The organism is Gottschalkia acidurici 9a (assembly GCF_000299355.1).
GTDB lineage: Bacteria > Bacillota > Clostridia > Tissierellales > Gottschalkiaceae > Gottschalkia > Gottschalkia acidurici.
Window position 1 is genome coordinate 2,434,132 of the sequence record NC_018664.1, and the last position, 16,481, is coordinate 2,450,612.

General features: G+C 29.5%; 13 protein-coding genes. 3 read left to right on the forward strand and 10 right to left on the reverse strand.

Annotated features, from left to right (window positions below; all coding sequences use genetic code 11):
- Window positions 1–29: 29 nt before the first annotated feature.
- The 3 genes from carB to CURI_RS11640 all read right to left on the reverse strand — a co-directional run bounded on the left by carB (window position 30) and on the right by CURI_RS11640 (window position 5,223).
- The gene (carB, locus tag CURI_RS11630; RefSeq protein ID WP_014968461.1) at window positions 30–3,221 is read right to left on the reverse strand and encodes a carbamoyl-phosphate synthase (glutamine-hydrolyzing) large subunit; all 3,192 of its coding nucleotides are present in this window, start codon (window positions 3,219–3,221) and stop codon (window positions 30–32) included.
- Entirely contained in the window at window positions 3,221–4,294 is a 1,074-nt protein-coding gene (gene carA / locus CURI_RS11635; RefSeq protein ID WP_014968462.1) for a glutamine-hydrolyzing carbamoyl-phosphate synthase small subunit, read from the reverse strand. The genes carB and carA overlap by 1 nt, the downstream gene beginning before the upstream one ends.
- Before the next feature lie 287 nt (window positions 4,295–4,581).
- Window positions 4,582–5,223, reverse strand: coding sequence for a lactate utilization protein (locus CURI_RS11640; protein WP_014968463.1), 642 nt, complete (start codon window positions 5,221–5,223; stop codon window positions 4,582–4,584).
- A 298-nt stretch (window positions 5,224–5,521) separates the two neighbouring features.
- Here CURI_RS11640 and CURI_RS11645 point away from each other — a divergent pair, with 298 nt between their 5' ends.
- Complete coding sequence (locus CURI_RS11645; protein WP_014968464.1) at window positions 5,522–5,716, forward strand: hypothetical protein; 195 nt, start codon at window positions 5,522–5,524, stop codon at window positions 5,714–5,716.
- Window positions 5,717–5,789: 73 nt separating this feature from the next.
- Here CURI_RS11645 and CURI_RS11650 read toward each other — a convergent pair whose 3' ends face one another.
- Window positions 5,790–6,812 carry an oxidoreductase gene (locus CURI_RS11650; RefSeq protein ID WP_014968465.1) on the reverse strand — a complete coding sequence of 341 codons (1,023 nt, stop codon included), beginning with the start codon at window positions 6,810–6,812 and terminating at the stop codon, window positions 5,790–5,792.
- Window positions 6,813–6,944: 132 nt separating this feature from the next.
- Between CURI_RS11650 and CURI_RS11655 the strand changes: the two genes are divergently transcribed.
- The gene (locus CURI_RS11655) at window positions 6,945–7,289 is read left to right on the forward strand and encodes a winged helix-turn-helix transcriptional regulator (protein WP_014968466.1); all 345 of its coding nucleotides are present in this window, start codon (window positions 6,945–6,947) and stop codon (window positions 7,287–7,289) included.
- A gap of 96 nt (window positions 7,290–7,385) precedes the next feature.
- Here CURI_RS11655 and CURI_RS11660 read toward each other — a convergent pair whose 3' ends face one another.
- The 5 genes from CURI_RS11660 to CURI_RS11680 all read right to left on the reverse strand — a co-directional run bounded on the left by CURI_RS11660 (window position 7,386) and on the right by CURI_RS11680 (window position 13,057).
- Window positions 7,386–8,726 carry a DEAD/DEAH box helicase gene (locus tag CURI_RS11660; RefSeq protein WP_014968467.1) on the reverse strand — a complete coding sequence of 447 codons (1,341 nt, stop codon included), beginning with the start codon at window positions 8,724–8,726 and terminating at the stop codon, window positions 7,386–7,388.
- Window positions 8,727–8,895: 169 nt separating this feature from the next.
- Window positions 8,896–10,344 carry a HAMP domain-containing sensor histidine kinase gene (locus CURI_RS11665; protein WP_014968468.1) on the reverse strand — a complete coding sequence of 483 codons (1,449 nt, stop codon included), beginning with the start codon at window positions 10,342–10,344 and terminating at the stop codon, window positions 8,896–8,898.
- Window positions 10,344–11,015, reverse strand: a complete 672-nt coding sequence (locus CURI_RS11670; protein WP_014968469.1) for a response regulator transcription factor — start codon at window positions 11,013–11,015, stop codon at window positions 10,344–10,346. Before CURI_RS11670 ends, CURI_RS11665 begins: the two co-directional genes overlap by 1 nt.
- Before the next feature lie 144 nt (window positions 11,016–11,159).
- Entirely contained in the window at window positions 11,160–12,164 is a 1,005-nt protein-coding gene (locus CURI_RS11675) for a hypothetical protein (RefSeq protein WP_014968470.1), read from the reverse strand.
- Window positions 12,165–12,304: 140 nt separating this feature from the next.
- The gene (locus CURI_RS11680) at window positions 12,305–13,057 is read right to left on the reverse strand and encodes a hypothetical protein (RefSeq protein WP_014968471.1); all 753 of its coding nucleotides are present in this window, start codon (window positions 13,055–13,057) and stop codon (window positions 12,305–12,307) included.
- A gap of 163 nt (window positions 13,058–13,220) precedes the next feature.
- Here CURI_RS11680 and CURI_RS15450 point away from each other — a divergent pair, with 163 nt between their 5' ends.
- On the forward strand, window positions 13,221–13,388 hold the full coding sequence (locus CURI_RS15450) for a DUF1540 domain-containing protein (protein ID WP_014968472.1): 168 nt from the start codon (window positions 13,221–13,223) through the stop codon (window positions 13,386–13,388).
- Window positions 13,389–13,506: 118 nt separating this feature from the next.
- On the opposite strand, the gene clpB is transcribed toward CURI_RS15450, so the two are convergent.
- Entirely contained in the window at window positions 13,507–16,095 is a 2,589-nt protein-coding gene (clpB, locus tag CURI_RS11685) for an ATP-dependent chaperone ClpB (protein ID WP_014968473.1), read from the reverse strand.
- Between the last annotated feature and the right edge of the window lie 386 nt (window positions 16,096–16,481).

A 16,481-nucleotide genomic window follows, 5' to 3' on the forward strand; every position in this document is an offset into this window, starting at 1 on the left:
TTGTCACTACCTTTTATATCTTTTATGAATTATTTTGTAAAATATTCGCTCATAGTTCTGTATTCTACACTCTTATTGTCTTTCTTAATATTTATAGCTGTTAAAAATAGTTTAGCTGTGTCTATACTTGTGAATATAGGTATTCTATGTTCAGTTGCTTTTCTTCTTAGTCTAAAGCCTCTTCTTTCTTTATCATTACCTTTAGTTGGAGTGTTTATTATTAAGTCTATCTCTTTATTATTTATCTTTTCTTCTATTTGTGTTAATTTTATAGGTTCACAATCAATTCCATTATTGTTTAGATATTCACTAGTTCCAAGTGATCCATATAATTTAAATCCTAGTGCTAGATATTCTTCTACTAGACTTTTTCCTTCTGCTTTATCCACATCTCTTAAAGATATATACATTCCACCACTAGTTGGCATTTTAAGTCCTGAAGCACTAAATCCTTTATATACTGCACTACTTAAATCAGAGTCTACTCCAAGTACTTCTCCTGTGGATTTCATCTCTGGACCTAGGTATATATCCACATCTCCTAACTTTTCTGTGGAGAACACTGGTATTTTCACAGCGTAAAGGTCTTCATTATCTCTTAATCCTACGCCATATCCTAAGTCTTTTAGCTTTTTGCCTAACATAGATTCAACAGCTAGTTTAACCATAGGAACTCCTGTTACCTTACTTAATATAGGTACAGTTCTTGATGCTCTTGGATTTACTTCTATTACATATATATCTTTTCCGTCATACACATATTGAATGTTTATAAGTCCAAGAGTTTTTAGTGATGTAGCGATTTTAGTAGTACTTTCTACTAGTTTATCAATAACTTCTTTGCTTAAAGTTATTGGTGGATAAACTGTTATACTATCTCCTGAGTGTACCCCTGTTCTTTCTATATGTTCCATAATTCCAGGTATCAGTACGTCTTCTCCATCGCATATAGCATCTACTTCTATCTCAGTACCCATTACATATTTATCAACTAATACTGGATGCTCTTTAGATAAGTTAACTGCTTCTGTCATATAGTTTTCTAATGACTCATCATCATAAACTACTTGCATTGCACGCCCACCTATAACGTATGAAGGTCTTACTATTACAGGGTAGCCTAATTTTTTTACTGCCTCTAGAGCTTCATCTAAGTTTGTAACCATACTTCCTTGTGGTGATAGTATATTTAAACTATTTAAAAGTTCTCCAAATTTACCTCTATCTTCTGCTAAGTCTATAGATTCAAATGAAGTTCCTAGTATTGTTACCCCTTTTTTACTAAGCTTCTCTGCTAAGTTTATAGCAGTCTGGCCTCCGAACTGAACTACTACACCTTCTGGTTTTTCTTTTTCTATAATATTCATTACATCTTCTATATATAGTGATTCAAAATATAGTTTGTCTGATGTATCAAAGTCTGTACTTACTGTTTCTGGGTTATTGTTTATTATTATTGACTCATATCCTGCTTCATTAATAGCCCACACTCCATGTACGCAACAGTAGTCAAACTCTATACCTTGACCGATTCTTATAGGTCCTGATCCTAGAACTATTATTTTCTTTTTATCTGATATTTCATTTTCATCTTCTTGTTCATAGCAAGAGTAATAGTATGGAGTTTGTGCATCAAATTCCGCAGCACAAGTATCAACCATTTTATATACTGGGTATATTCTATTTTCTTTTCTTAATTCCGAGATTCTATCTATATCAACATTACTTAATTCACTTATTTCAGCATCCGTGAATCCTACTTTTTTAGCCTCTTTCAATAATTCACCGTTCAATTCATTATTCTTTATAGTTTGTTCCATATCAACTATATTTTTGATCCCGTTTAAAAACCATCTATCTACTTTCGTTAACTCATATAGTTCATCTACTGACATACCTATTCTTAGTCCCTGAGCTAATGCGAATATTCTTTCATCATCACACATTTGAATTTTTTCTATTAACTCTTCTTTAGAAAGTTCAAGTAAACTAGGCATCTTTATACCTACAAACTTTCCTTCTAATGAGTCCAATGCTTTAAGTATCGCACTCTCAAAAGTTCTACCCATAGACATAACTTCTCCAGTTGCTTTCATTTGTGTGCCCAATTTTCTAGCAGCCTTTGAGAATTTGTCAAATGGCCATTTTGGTATTTTTACAACTATATAGTCTAGTGTAGGCTCAAAGAATGCACTGGAAGTCTTAGTCACATAGTTTTTAAGTTCATCTAAACTATATCCTATCGCTATTTTTGAAGCTATCTTAGCTATTGGATATCCCGCCGCTTTAGAGGCTAATGCACTTGAACGACTAACTCTAGGGTTAACTTCTATAACTATATATTTTTGACTAAATGGATCCAAAGCATATTGTACGTTACATCCACCTTCAATTTCTAGATTTCTTATTATTTTAAGAGCTGATGATCTTAGCATTTGATATTCACTATCTCTTAATGTTTGGCAAGGTGCTACAACTATACTATCTCCCGTATGAACTCCAACAGGATCTATATTCTCCATACCACATATTACTATGCAGTTATCTTTTCCGTCTCTCATTACTTCAAACTCTATTTCTTTCCAGCCTGCAACGCTTTGCTCTAATAATATCTGTCCTATTGGACTTTTTTCTATACCGTTTAAACAAATTTCTACTAATTCATCATGGTTTGAAGCTATACCTCCACCAGTTCCTCCTAGTGTATAGGCCGGTCTTATAATAACTGGGTATCCATTATTAGATACAAAATCTTCACATTGTTCTAAGTTAGTAGCTATTATACTCTCCGCTACAGGTTCTCCTATCTCAACCATTAAATCTTTGAAAATTTCTCTATCTTCTGCTTTTTTTATAGTATTAGGTTTTACTCCTAATAACTTCACACCATATTTTTCTAATATTCCTTCTTCTTGTAGAGTCATAGCTAAGTTTAGAGCTGTTTGCCCACCAAAACCGGCTAGTAATCCATCTGGTCTTTCTTTATCCATTATTTTATCTAGTACCTCTATAGTTAATGGTTCTATATAAACTTTATCTGCAACATTTGCATCTGTCATTATAGTAGCTGGATTACTATTTACTAAAACAGTTTCTATTCCTTCTTCTTTTATAGCTTTACAAGCCTGTGTTCCAGAGTAGTCAAATTCTGCCGCCTGACCTATTACTATAGGTCCTGAACCTATTATCATCACTTTTTTTAGAGTTTTATTTAATGGCATTATTTCCCCTCCTTCATCATATCTATAAATTTATCGAATAAATATTCTGAGTCATCTGGTCCTGGTGCTCCCTCTGGATGAAATTGTACAGAGAATATCGGTAAATTCTCATGCTTCATCCCTTCAACAGTTTCGTCATTTAAATTTATATGTGTTATTACCATTCCCTTTGATTTAACACTTTCAGCATCTACACTATATCCATGATTTTGTGAAGTTATATATGCTCTATCTGTATCTATATCATATACTCCATGATTTCCTCCACGATGTCCGTACTTCATTTTATAAGTATCTCCACCTACTGCTAGAGATATTAGTTGGTGTCCTAGACATATACCGAATGTTGGAACTTTTTCTTCCATAAGTTTTTGTATAACTGGTATAACTTTTGATGCTGCTTTAGGATTTCCAGGTCCGTTACTTATCAGTACTCCATCTGGATTTATACTCATTAGTTCTTCATAACTTACTCCATATGGAAATACTGTTACGTCACAAGCTTTTTTTTGTAAACAGTTTATTATATTTCCTTTAGCACCACAATCTATTACCGCGACTTTATTCCCGTCTCCTGGTATATGAATTTTCTCAGCTATACTTACTTTTTCTACCCAGTTATCATCTATTTTTGTTTCTTTTATTAGTTTTTCTAAATCACCTATTTTTAAGTCTTCATTAGTTATTACACATTTTACAGAACCTAAACTTCTTACTTTTTTAGTTATACTTCTAGTGTCTACATCATATACTCCAACTATTTTCATTTCTTTTAGTAATTCGTCTAGTGTCCCTTCACTCATATAATTAGAAGGCGTATTGCATACGTTTTTTACTATAAATCCTTTTGCAAATATTCCCTCTGATTCTTTTTCATTCTTATTTATTCCGTAGTTTCCTATAAGCGGATATGTCATAGTTACTACTTGACCTGCATAAGAAGGATCAGTTAAAACTTCCTGATATCCTGTCATAGCCGTATTAAATACTATTTCTCCTACTGAAGTACCTGTATATCCAAAACCTTTACCTACATAAATAGTTCCATCTTCTAAATATATTATTCCACTCATTTCTTCACCCCACCATATTATTCTTTTCTATTCAATAACTTTATGGCAACCTTAGTCCTCAGGCTTTTATATACAAAAAAGCCTTTCTGGACATGGGCGCAGAAAGGCATAATACCTATTACGGTAATAAAAGTCGTTCATATTTATACCTTTCTAGCCTCTCTGGACCAGATTAAAGATAGCTTTTCACTTGTAAAAAGTTTATCACTTTACTTACTATAATGTCAATAAAAAGTTTATTATATAAAGTGATTTCTTTGCTATCTTTAAATATATTAAATGTCATATTAGTAACCTAAAAATTTATTTATAAATATAACATGTGTTCTTTCTTTAGTATTTTCCCTCTTTATAACTGTGTACTTATTACATATTCTATCTGGACTTGCACAATCTATACATTGCCCTGTTGTGGCACAAGGGGTTTTTTTGCTTAATCTAATAATATTTGCTGGCCCACTCAAACTTTTATTCCTTTGTATAGCTTCATCTATGTCTCTTACTATTTTGTTTATTCCTACAACCACTATTACTTTTTTAGGTCCAAACATCATAGCTGATACTCTATTGCCTAGTCCATCTACGTTATATAATTCTCCCTGCTCTGTTATAGCGTTTGTACTTACGATATATACATCTGCTGAAAATACTTTTCTAAATATTTCTTGAGTTTCTTCTGGAGTTATTCCATCTTTATATCTATCTAGAAAATTATAATCTCCACTTCTTAATAGATCTATAATACTAGTTTCAAATAGAGTCATTGATCCTCCAACTGAAACTGTGTCTCCCACATTTAAAAGTTCCTTTATTTTTATTTTTGCCTCTTCTTCATTTTGAACAAAGTATCCATGCATATTACTTTTTTCCAAACTATCTATTACCTTTTTTACCCTTTGTTCGTAGACAAACTTAACATTCTTATCCACCCTTACCTCTCCCCTTCATTCTATTAGGATTAATTATAATTATACATTACTTTGTGATAATTTACACTATATTTTTTAACTTTTATTTGTTATTTGTTTGTAAACCTTATTTGAAACAAGAGTATAGCTGTATATTTATACACAATCCCTTAACTTCATGTTGTATTAATACTCTTTTTATGATTATTATTAGTAATTGTATTTAGATGGTATAATAAAAAACCTCTTTTTCTTTCATCCAGAACTATAGAAGTATTTTCTAGATATGATATAATTTTATATAAAGAGGAGGGCTCTCATGCAAGTAAATATATTTCCTGACTTACATATACTTATTTTGCAAATTGTAAATATCTTAATTGCATTTGCCATTCCGGCTCTTATATGTGTATGTATATATATTTTAGTAAAAAACCTTAATAAAAAAGATAAAGCCATTGAAGAATTGAATAAAAGAATTAAAGATTTAGAAGATATTATTAATAAAAATTAAAGATAAGGGTATTTCCTTTGGACTAATATATTTAGGAAGTGCCTTTATCTTTTATGATTATATATTTATCAGTTTATATATTGTCTATTTGATTCTTTCTTTTCGCAGGACAGTTATCACTATTTATAAACCATTGACACTTTTTACATCTGAAGCATGATTCATATTTATCATTTTCTAAAGACTTAGTCATAAAGCTTTCATCTGCAAGAAATGGCTTACCATAGGCTACAAAATTACACATATCATGATTAACTAAATATTTTCCTCTGGCAAAGGTTCTAATATCGTTAACTACAATAGTAGGAATATTCACATGTTTTTTAACTTGAGAACCTGTATAAACAATATTATTAAAATGAAAGTCTTCTGGCATTTCAAGTTCTCTATCCATTGGAATTCCAGATGAGATGTGAAGTAGTTCTATGCCTATTTTTTCAAGAGCCTGAGCCATTTTAATGTCAGTATCAAGACAGTCGTTCCATCCCATTCTATATGAAACTATAAAGTCATCATCAGTAAATCTTTTAATTCCCTCTACAATTTCTTTTACTAGAAGTAATCTTCTATTTATATCCCCACCATATTCATCTTCACGATTATTAGAGATAGGTGATGTAATCATATTTAGGAAAAAACCATGAGCTCCATGAAGTTCAATCCCATCTAGTCCTGCTTTTTTGCATAGCTGTGCACTATGAATAAATTCATCTCTTATTTTTCTTAAATCATCTTTAGACATTTTATTAATGTCAAGTGAACTAGAATAATGATAAGCTAATCCAGGATAAATTAGCTGAGAGAAAAACCTTGTACCATTCTGATGACAAGTTTCTCTTATATTAGATAGATAGTTAATATGATCTTCATTATATATACCTATTCCTCCATCACAACTTTCTTTGCTGGATACTGAGATTGATTGACTAATCATAAGTCCAATACCCGTACTAGCCCTTTTTTTATAATGATCTATTAATTTTTCACTCATCATCCCATTTTCTGATGGCCATCCAAAACACACCATAGGAGCCATTACTACTCTATTTTTAAATAATATATTTTTTATTTTAATTGGATCCATAATATTTGTCATTATATCTCCCTCCTATATTATAATAAGATTGTTTATTGATAATTCTTACAATTCCTATTATAATGGTCATATATAAATAGAGAAAGTATGCACTTATTTGTAATATACTTACCTTTAGGAGAGTGATAGTAAGTGAAAAGTTTATGCTCAACTGAGAAAGCTCCTTTTGAATATACTCTTGATATTATTGGAGGCAAGTGGAAGATGAAAATAATGTATGAGTTAGCCTGTGGACAAATTCTTCGTTATGGTCAACTAAAGCGGAATATATCTTCAATCACTCATAAGATGTTAAGCTCTCAGCTTAAGCAGTTAGAAAGTGATGGAATTATTAATAGAAAAGAGTATTCCCAGATACCGCCCAAGGTAGAATATTCTTTAAGCGAAAAAGGCAACAGTCTTATGCCTATTTTAAATGAAATGTGTAAATGGGGATTAAAAAATATAAATAACTCTAATGCAATTGATAATTTATAGAATAAAATTGACTAGCTTCATTTAGAAATAAGGACTTTATGTAATTATTTACCCTAATTTTTATATTTGCTAACAAAAAATGAGAAACAACCTATTTTATAGATTATTTCTCATTTTATCAATACTTATTTTTAGTATTTTTACTTCTTTTGTTTTTTCCTTTTTCTTCATATCTTCGTTTAGCTTCACTACTAAATCTATTACTTCTAGATGTTTTTTATTTTGTCCAAATCTAGTTCTTTCACTATCCTTTTGATTTTTATAAGATTTATCAGTTTTTTCTCTTGATTTACTTACTACAGTTTCGAATTTATTTTCATGTTTTTTATCAAATTTTTGTCTCTTTATATTCATTTTTATTTGTTTTTCAATATCACTTAACTCTTGTGAATTTTTAGGAGTCACAAATGTTATTGCTATACCAGTTTGCCCTGCTCTACCCGTTCTTCCTATACGATGTATATAGCTTTCAGGATCTTCTGGTATATCATAGTTAAATACATGAGTTATTCCTTCTATATCTATTCCTCGAGCTGCAACATCTGTTGCTACTAATAGCTGTATCTTTGCTTCTCTAAAGTTTTTCATTACTCTTTCTCGTTTTGCTTGACTTAAATCGCCATGAAGTTCATCTGAATTATATCCTCGCTTTATCAATAGCTCATTTAACGCTTTTGCTCTACGCTTAGTACGACAGAATATTATAGCTAAGAAAGGATTATATTCGTCTATCATTGTGCAAATAGCCTCTTGCTTTCCTCTATCTGTGGTTTCAATTACTATCTGATCTATTTCGTCTAGAGTTATATTCTTTGCCTCAACAGATATAATTTTAGGTTCTTTCATATATCTTTTTGCTATTTTTTTAATATCTCTTGGCATAGTAGCTGAGAATAACGTTGTTTGGCGCTCTTTGGGTGTCTGACTGATTATATCTTCTATTTCATTTAAGAATCCCATATGAAGCATTTGATCAGCTTCATCTAGTACAAGCATTCTTAATTGATTAAAGTTTATAGTTCCTCGTCTTAAATGATCAAGTATTCTACCTGGAGTACCAACTACTAGATGTACTCCATCTTTTAATTTTCTTATCTGTCTTTCTACATCTTGACCACCATATACTGATAATATATTCATTTCATTTACATAAGAAAGTTTTTTGGCTTCATCTGTAATTTGAATGGCTAACTCTCTTGTAGGTGTTACTATTAGTGCTTGTATATAAGGTTTACTAGTATCTAGTTTTTCAATAATAGGTAAAATAAATGCAAGTGTTTTTCCTGTTCCCGTTTGAGCTTGAGCTATTATATCTTTTCCATTTAATATTTCTGGAATAGACTTTATTTGAATAGGGGTTGGATTTATTATCCCCTCTTTTTCTAATGCATTTTCTAAATTTTTATCAATGCTAAGTTCTCTAAAGTTTATTGTCATTGAGTTTATTACCTCTCTTTTTTATTATTATTGACATAAATCATTCATTTAATTCTACTATAGTTAAGCTTAGCTATTTTATCATATATTTATAGAATAATATATACATATCTATTGCAATACTTTAAATCCTTAGCTTACAGTGTTTTTATTATATTGCTAAAGAGTTCTAGTTAGGTATTTCGATCCAGAATATAACTCCGTTGTCTATGTTTTTAACCCCGTATTTACCATCGTGTAAATCAATAATTGCTCTAACAATTGCAAGTCCAAGTCCTGTTCCATCTTCCCTAGTGCTCGTATTATAATTTGACTTATAAAAACTAGTCCATATATTATCTATTTCAGATTCTTTAATATGTTTACCAGTATTGTATACAGACATATACGTTCCATTTCCTATCTCTTTTATAACTATAGATATATTTCCATCATATCCCACATGTTTTTTTGCATTATTCAAAAAATTAAAAATCACTTGTTCCATTCTTATTTTATCAGCATTAACTATACACTTTTCTGGCATATCTACATCTAGTGTAATGTTTTCAATCTCTAAGTTTTTTTTGTATCTTTCAATTATATTTTCTACCATCTTTGTTATATCAAAGGATTCTTTTATAATTTTAAAGGTTCCTGATTCATATGATGATAAGTCTAATAGGTCTTTTATTAAATAATTCATTTTTTTAGACTCATCAATTATAACATCACAGTAATACTTCATATCATCTGGATTTTTTGCAATATTAAATTTAAGTCCATCCGCATATCCCTGTATCATGCTTATAGGTGTTTTTAATTCATGTGAAACGCTTGAAACAAACTTACGTCTCATTTTTTCTAAGTTTCTTTCTCTTTCTATATCTTCTTGTAATTTAGAGTTGGCATTTTGTAACTCTGTCAATGCAAAACTCAATTTATCTGAAATATCATTTATACTATTACCTAATACGGATAATTCATCATTTGTATCTATGTTAACTTTAGTATTAAAATTAAGCTTTGAAATTTCTTTAGCCACATCATTTATTGATATTATTGGTTTAGTAAGTTTTTTTGATAAGAAAAATATAATTATAGATCCTACAGTTATAGTAACTAAGCCTGAACTTACAATATATTTTTGTGCTATATCACTACTTTTTCTAACATCCCCAATTGGTTTTTCAGAAACTAAGTATTTATTTTCTGAAATTTTTCCTATGAATATTATGGAATTCATTCTTCCTTCTCTATCTGGAGAAAAAGTAAAGAAAACATACTCATCTATATCATCCTTTACTCGATTAAACAATTCTAAAGTAGGTGTGTGCCTGTTGTCAAATTTTTTTCTTCCTAGAAAAGAAGAAGTACTTATTATTAAGTTCATATTCTCATCTATTAACGTTATATTGCCACCATATTGCTCTGATATATTATTTATTAACTCCTCTTGACCATATCCCTCACCTAGTTTTCCTTTATACTCTTCATACATCTTTATCATCATTTTTTTGTTACCAAAAATAAAAATATCTTCTAAAAAATATGCATTTACTACAAAGAATATAAGCTGCAAACTTACTATTAGTATAGTAAAAACTATAGATAGTTTAAACCTTATTGAATGTCTCACTATTTCACCTCAAATCTATAACCGAATCCCCTAACAGTTTTTATACATGATCCAACTTCTCCTATTTTAGATCTAATATTCTTTATATGTGTATCAATAGTTCTAGGATCCCCGTAAAAATCGTAACCCCATACTGCATCTAATATTTTTTCTCTTTCAAGAGCTATATTTTTATTCTCTAATAAATATATTAAAAGCTCATACTCTTTTGGACTCATCTCTACTACTATATTATTGACTTTAACGATTCTACTACTTGAGTCTATTTCAAGCTCTTTTAATCTAATTATTTTATCACAATCTATATTAATTCTTCTTAATATTGTTTTAACTCTAGCCATAAAGACTTCATATCCAAATGGTTTAGTAATATAGTCATCTGCTCCAATTTCTAGTCCTTTAATCTCATCATAATCTTCACCCAAAGCAGTTAAAAATATTATAGGTATTGAAGACTCATCTCTTATTTCTTTACACACTTCCCACCCATCTTTTATAGGCATCATTATATCTAGAATTATAAGACTTAAATCACTATTAGAATAAAATTTTTGCAATGCATCTTGTCCATTTTCCGCTTCTATAACATCATAACCATCGTTTTTCAAATAGTCACCAATGATTTTTCTTATTCGCTCTTCATCATCAGCTACAAGTATTTTTATAGGCATATTTCTCTCCTTTACTTTTTATATTAGCATTTTTTCCATTATACATTAAAATACCCCATAGAGTAGTATTTTTTTCATTAACTACTCTATAGGGGTGTTTATATCATCTTTCTATATTTTATAAAATACATCTTTAAAGTTTTACTATTGATTGTTTTTAGTTTCTTTAATCTCTGGTTTCTGTGGCATTGTTTCTTTCAACTTATCTGCTTGCTCTTGTGCTATAATGCCATTTGATACCAGTTCACTGATAATATCTTTTCTTTCACCTTTATTTTGTTCAAAATATGCTTTTCTTTCTTCTTCTGTTTTATCTTTTAAGCTTTCTCTTTCTTTATCCTTTTCCGTTTTCTTTTCTTCTAAATATCCTTTAATTTGTGTTATCTCGTTATCAGAGAATATACCACTTTCCTGTATATGATTTAATATATTTTCTGATCCTCTTTGTTTGCCTTCAAATTTGCCAAATGGTCTATCTTGTGAAAAAATTTCTTTTAAAGCAGTTCTTTGTTCTTCTGATATAATCCCTTGTGACACTAAGTCACTTAACATGTCTCTTTTTTTATCTTTATTTTCCTCAAAATATGCTTTTCTCTCCTCTTCTGTTTTATCTTTTAATGCTTCAAGCTCTTTATCTTGTTCTGCCTTTTTATCTTCTATATAACTTTTAATTTTTGATATTTCACTAGATGTAAACAAATCACTTTCTTCTAGTTCTTTGAATTTATCTTCTTGTTTTTGTTGTCTATACTCTTGTTGTGCCTCTCTTATTAAGTTAGCTTCTTCACTGCTTAGTATACCAGCTCCAACTAGATCCTCTATAACATCTATTTTACTCATGATTTTTATATCTTCACTTTCTTCTCTTTTGTTGTTCTTACTTTCTTCACGATTTGTTTCCAAATATGATTTTACAGAGTCAGCTTTTTCTTGTGTAATTTTGTCTTCTGCTACTAGCTTATTAAGTATTTCTTCAAAATTACCTTTATGTTTTACTTTGTTTTGCTTGTATTCTGATACTATACTCTTGTCTGGCTCTACTTTTGATTGATTTAACTCACTAGCAAAAGCTGTTACACCTAGACTAGTAATCACACTTCCTGCTAGTATTCCTGAAATTACTTTTTTCCTTAAATTATTTTTTATCATTTTACATTCCCCTCTCTCCACTATACCTTTTTAAATTTTGAACTTAGATTATAAATATTTTTTATTTCTAAGTTTAAATTTATTATATCCGGCCTTTGTGATGGTTCTGTGAAGGAGTATTTTAAAATTGAAAAATTTTTTTAATTCATTTCTTCTCCATATATGCTTATTTGTTGGAAGAAAGGAGTGAATTTAGATTTATCCCATTCTAATGATGTCTGTACATATCCTAATGCATCTGCATGATATCGTCCTGATATTCTTTGAAATGTATATAGTTCATAAATTCCATCTCTTTGAAAGTCAACTGGATATAAACCACTTATTGGATCCACCCATCCTTCTATAGGCTCTTTGAGCTTACCATTTTCATCATAAATTTCTGATAAATATTCCTTTCCTTTATATCTGATATCTATCATATATCTTGTGTTTAATTTTTTACTTATAACTTCTACTATATAATTATCTTTATAGTTTACTTCATATTTATATTCTTGATTAAACTTTTCGAAATCAAATAACTTTTTAGGACTATTATTTACAAATGAATATACATAATAAAATCCTATTCCTCCACTTCCTCCTGAATCAATACTTATTAATATGTCATTAATTCTGTCTCCTGTAAAATCTCCTATGAACATAGTTGGATTGTACCCTGAGTTTTCTTTAAGTGACACTTTAGTATGACCACCTGCAATTCCATCTTGTACGATTAATGTTATATCTCCTATAAATGGACTCTCTGTACCTGAAGGCTTTGTTCCTACTAAAAATATATTATCTAAAATACCATCTCCAGTAACATCACTTTGCTTAAAGTCTATGGTATAAAATCTCTTCTCCGACTGTAACGTTTGATTATAATAGTCAAAGTAATCATAATACATATTTAAACCCTCCTATCATACTTTTATACATAATATGTTTATTACTTAAATAAGTACTTTTAAATTTGTATAATTTAGTTTTTAAATTAAATTTAATTTTTAAGTAATAAATAATAGAGCACTGGTTATAATACTATATGTAAAAGAAAAGGGTGGTGAGAAAATGAGTCATGATGCACCATGTATGCAAGTTAAGTGTAGCGTAGAAAACTGTGATTATAACAAAAGCAAGATGTGTTATGCTAGTGCTTTAGAAGTAAACGCACACGGTGATGGTTATGCAAAAACAAGTGATGGTACTTGTTGTACAACTTTCAAATCTATGAAATAGTAAGTATAAAGTAAGTAATAGTCACAAACAATAAGTAACACTATAAAAAGGTGTAGGTATCTATAACTTAAAGTTATAAATCTCTACTACCTTTTTTCTTATTTATTATGAAATTCAATTATTTCTTACTTAATTTTAAATCTCCATCTTTCACATCTACTATAACAGTATCTTTATCGCTTATATCTCCTTTTATTATCATCTTACCTAATTCAGTTTCTACAAATCTTTGTATATATCTTTTTATAGGTCTTGCTCCATATGTTGGAGAATATGCGTCTTTTAATATATATTCTTTTGCAAGTTCTGTTAGTTCTATTTGGATATTTCTATCAGATAATCTAGCTCTTATATCATCTAATAGTAGATCTATTATTTTATAAATACTTTCTTTTCCTAGAGGTTTAAACATTATGATTTCATCTATACGGTTTAAGAATTCTGGTTTGAAGTTAACACGCATAGTATCCATAACTTCTTCTCTAGCTTCTTCTGTTATTTCTCCACTTTCATCTATTCCATCTATAAGATACTGTGATCCTATATTTGATGTCATTATGATAATAGTATTCTTAAAGTCTACAGTTTTTCCTTGATTGTCTGTAAGTCTTCCATCATCTAATACTTGTAATAATATATTAAATACATCTGGATGAGCTTTTTCTATTTCATCAAATAATACTATACTATATGGCTTTCTTCTAACTGCTTCAGTTAATTGTCCTCCTTCATCGTATCCAACATATCCTGGAGGTGCTCCTATTAGTCTAGATACTGAGTGTTTTTCCATATACTCACTCATATCTATTCTTATGATGTTTTTCTCACTATCAAAAAGAGTTTCTGATATAGTTTTAGCTAACTCTGTTTTACCAACTCCGGTAGGTCCTAAGAATATAAATGATCCTATTGGCTTGTTTATATCCTTTAGTCCTGCTCTTGCTCTTATAACTGCATCTGAAACATCTTTGACTGCTTTTTCTTGACCTATTACTCTTTCCTTTAATATTTCTTCCAAGTGTAATAGTTTTTGTTTTTCACCTTCTACTAGTTTAGATACTGGTATTCCAGTCCATCTTGCTACTATTTCAGCTATTTCTACATTAGTTACTTCTTCCCTTAGCATAGTATTTTCTTTATGCTCTTGTTTCTCTTTTTCATCTTCTAACTGTTTTTCTAATTCTGATAGTTTTCCATATCTTAAAATGGCTACTCGTTCTAAGTCATATTTTCTTTCTGCTTCTTCTATTTGTATTTTAGTTACATCTATTTCCTTTTTAATTTCATTTATTTTATTTATTCCCTCTTTTTCTAATTCCCATTGAGCTTTCAATTTATTTGCTTCTTCTTCTAAAGTTGATATTTCTTTCTTAATATTCTCTAATCGCCCTAAAGAAGCTTCATCTTTTTCTTTTTTCATAGACTCTGCCTCTATTTGAAGTTGAAGTATTTTTCTTCTGAGTTCATCTAGTTCAAAAGGCATACTATCAATTTCCATTCTAAGCATAGATGATGCTTCATCCATTAAATCTATAGCTTTGTCTGGTAAAAATCTATCTGTTATATATCTATCTGATAGTGTAACACATGATATAACTGCACTATCAGAGATACGGATTCCATGATGTATTTCATATTTTTCTTTTATACCTCTCAATATTGCTATAGAATCTTCTACTGTTGGTTCATCTACCATTACTTTTTGAAATCTTCTTTCTAGAGCTGGATCTTTTTCTATATATTTTCTATATTCATCTAACGTAGTAGCTCCTATGCAGTGAAGTTCTCCTCTAGCCAGCATAGGTTTTAAGATATTTCCTGCATCCATAGCTCCATCTGTTCTTCCTGCTCCTACTATTGTATGAATTTCATCTATAAATAAAATTATTCTTCCTTCTGATTTTTCTATTTCTTTTAATACAGCTTTTAGTCTTTCTTCAAATTCTCCTCTAAACTTTGCACCTGCTATTAAAGAACTCAAGTCTAGTGAAAATATAGTCTTACCTTTTAAGCCTTCTGGAACATCTCCATTTACAATTCTCTGGGCAAGTCCCTCTGCTATAGCAGTCTTTCCTACACCTGGCTCTCCTATAAGAACTGGGTTGTTCTTAGTTCTTCTTGAAAGTATTCTTATAGCGTTTCTTATCTCTCCATCTCTTCCTATGATAGGATCTATCTTTCCACTTTTAGCTTCTTCTACTAGATCTCTTCCATACTTCTCTAATACTTCATAAGTATCTTCTGGATTATCACTAGTAATATTCTGATTTCCTCTAACTTTACTTAATACATCTAAAAATTGTTGTAGAGTTATATTATATTTCTTAAATATATTTTGAGAAGCTGTATTTTTTTCTTTTAATAGTCCTATATATAAGTGCTCTACACTTACATATTCATCTTTAAGTTTCTTTGCTTCATCTTCTGCAGTTAAAAGTATCTTTTGAAGTTGTCTACTTGCATAAGGCATACTAGCTCCACCTGATACTTTTGGTAATTTATTTATTTCATTTTTAACTTCACTCTTAATTAAGTTTAAATCCTTACCCATAAGCCCTATTAATTTAGCTATAAGACCATCAGTTTGCTCTAGTAAAGCTAAATGTAAATGAATTTCTTCTATTTGCTGATTTTCTTGTTTTATAGTTTCCTGATTAGCTAATGTTATTGCTTCTTGTGACTTTTGAGTAAATTTTTCTAAATTCATTTTATCACTCCTTAAGTCTATTTTATTTTTGACCTTTCCTGACCTTAGTGTTATTATAAAACTATTAATTTTAAAAATCAAGTACTTTGTTTTTAATTTGTGTTATATAATGTTTAATTTCTGTTAAATGGTAATTTTCATATTATAGTATATCCAAAGTGTTTTAAGCTATAAGGGTCAAATTAAATTTAATATAATCAATATTAAGCTTTACATTTACATATGAATAGGAGATTACTAACTTTGTATTTCTGTCCTAAATTTTATCTACGTCTTCTACATATATAAAATCTTAAATTAAGTAAGAACATTTAACTCAAATTCATTAATGTACTCCTTAATTTTTCAATCTTTACTTAATATTTTGATTATGTTGAATAGCTAAG

Coding starts and splice junctions, on each gene's coding strand:
- CURI_RS11645 (WP_014968464.1), top strand. CDS start 5,522: ATGCAAGTAAATATATTTCCTGACTTACATATACTTATTTTGCAAATT.
- clpB (WP_014968473.1), bottom strand. CDS start 16,095: ATGAATTTAGAAAAATTTACTCAAAAGTCACAAGAAGCAATAACATTA.
- CURI_RS15450 (WP_014968472.1), top strand. CDS start 13,221: ATGAGTCATGATGCACCATGTATGCAAGTTAAGTGTAGCGTAGAAAAC.
- carB (WP_014968461.1), bottom strand. CDS start 3,221: ATGCCATTAAATAAAACTCTAAAAAAAGTGATGATAATAGGTTCAGGA.
- CURI_RS11675 (WP_014968470.1), bottom strand. CDS start 12,164: ATGATAAAAAATAATTTAAGGAAAAAAGTAATTTCAGGAATACTAGCA.
- CURI_RS11670 (WP_014968469.1), bottom strand. CDS start 11,015: ATGCCTATAAAAATACTTGTAGCTGATGATGAAGAGCGAATAAGAAAA.
- CURI_RS11650 (WP_014968465.1), bottom strand. CDS start 6,812: ATGACAAATATTATGGATCCAATTAAAATAAAAAATATATTATTTAAA.
- CURI_RS11680 (WP_014968471.1), bottom strand. CDS start 13,057: ATGTATTATGATTACTTTGACTATTATAATCAAACGTTACAGTCGGAG.
- CURI_RS11660 (WP_014968467.1), bottom strand. CDS start 8,726: ATGACAATAAACTTTAGAGAACTTAGCATTGATAAAAATTTAGAAAAT.
- carA (WP_014968462.1), bottom strand. CDS start 4,294: ATGAGTGGAATAATATATTTAGAAGATGGAACTATTTATGTAGGTAAA.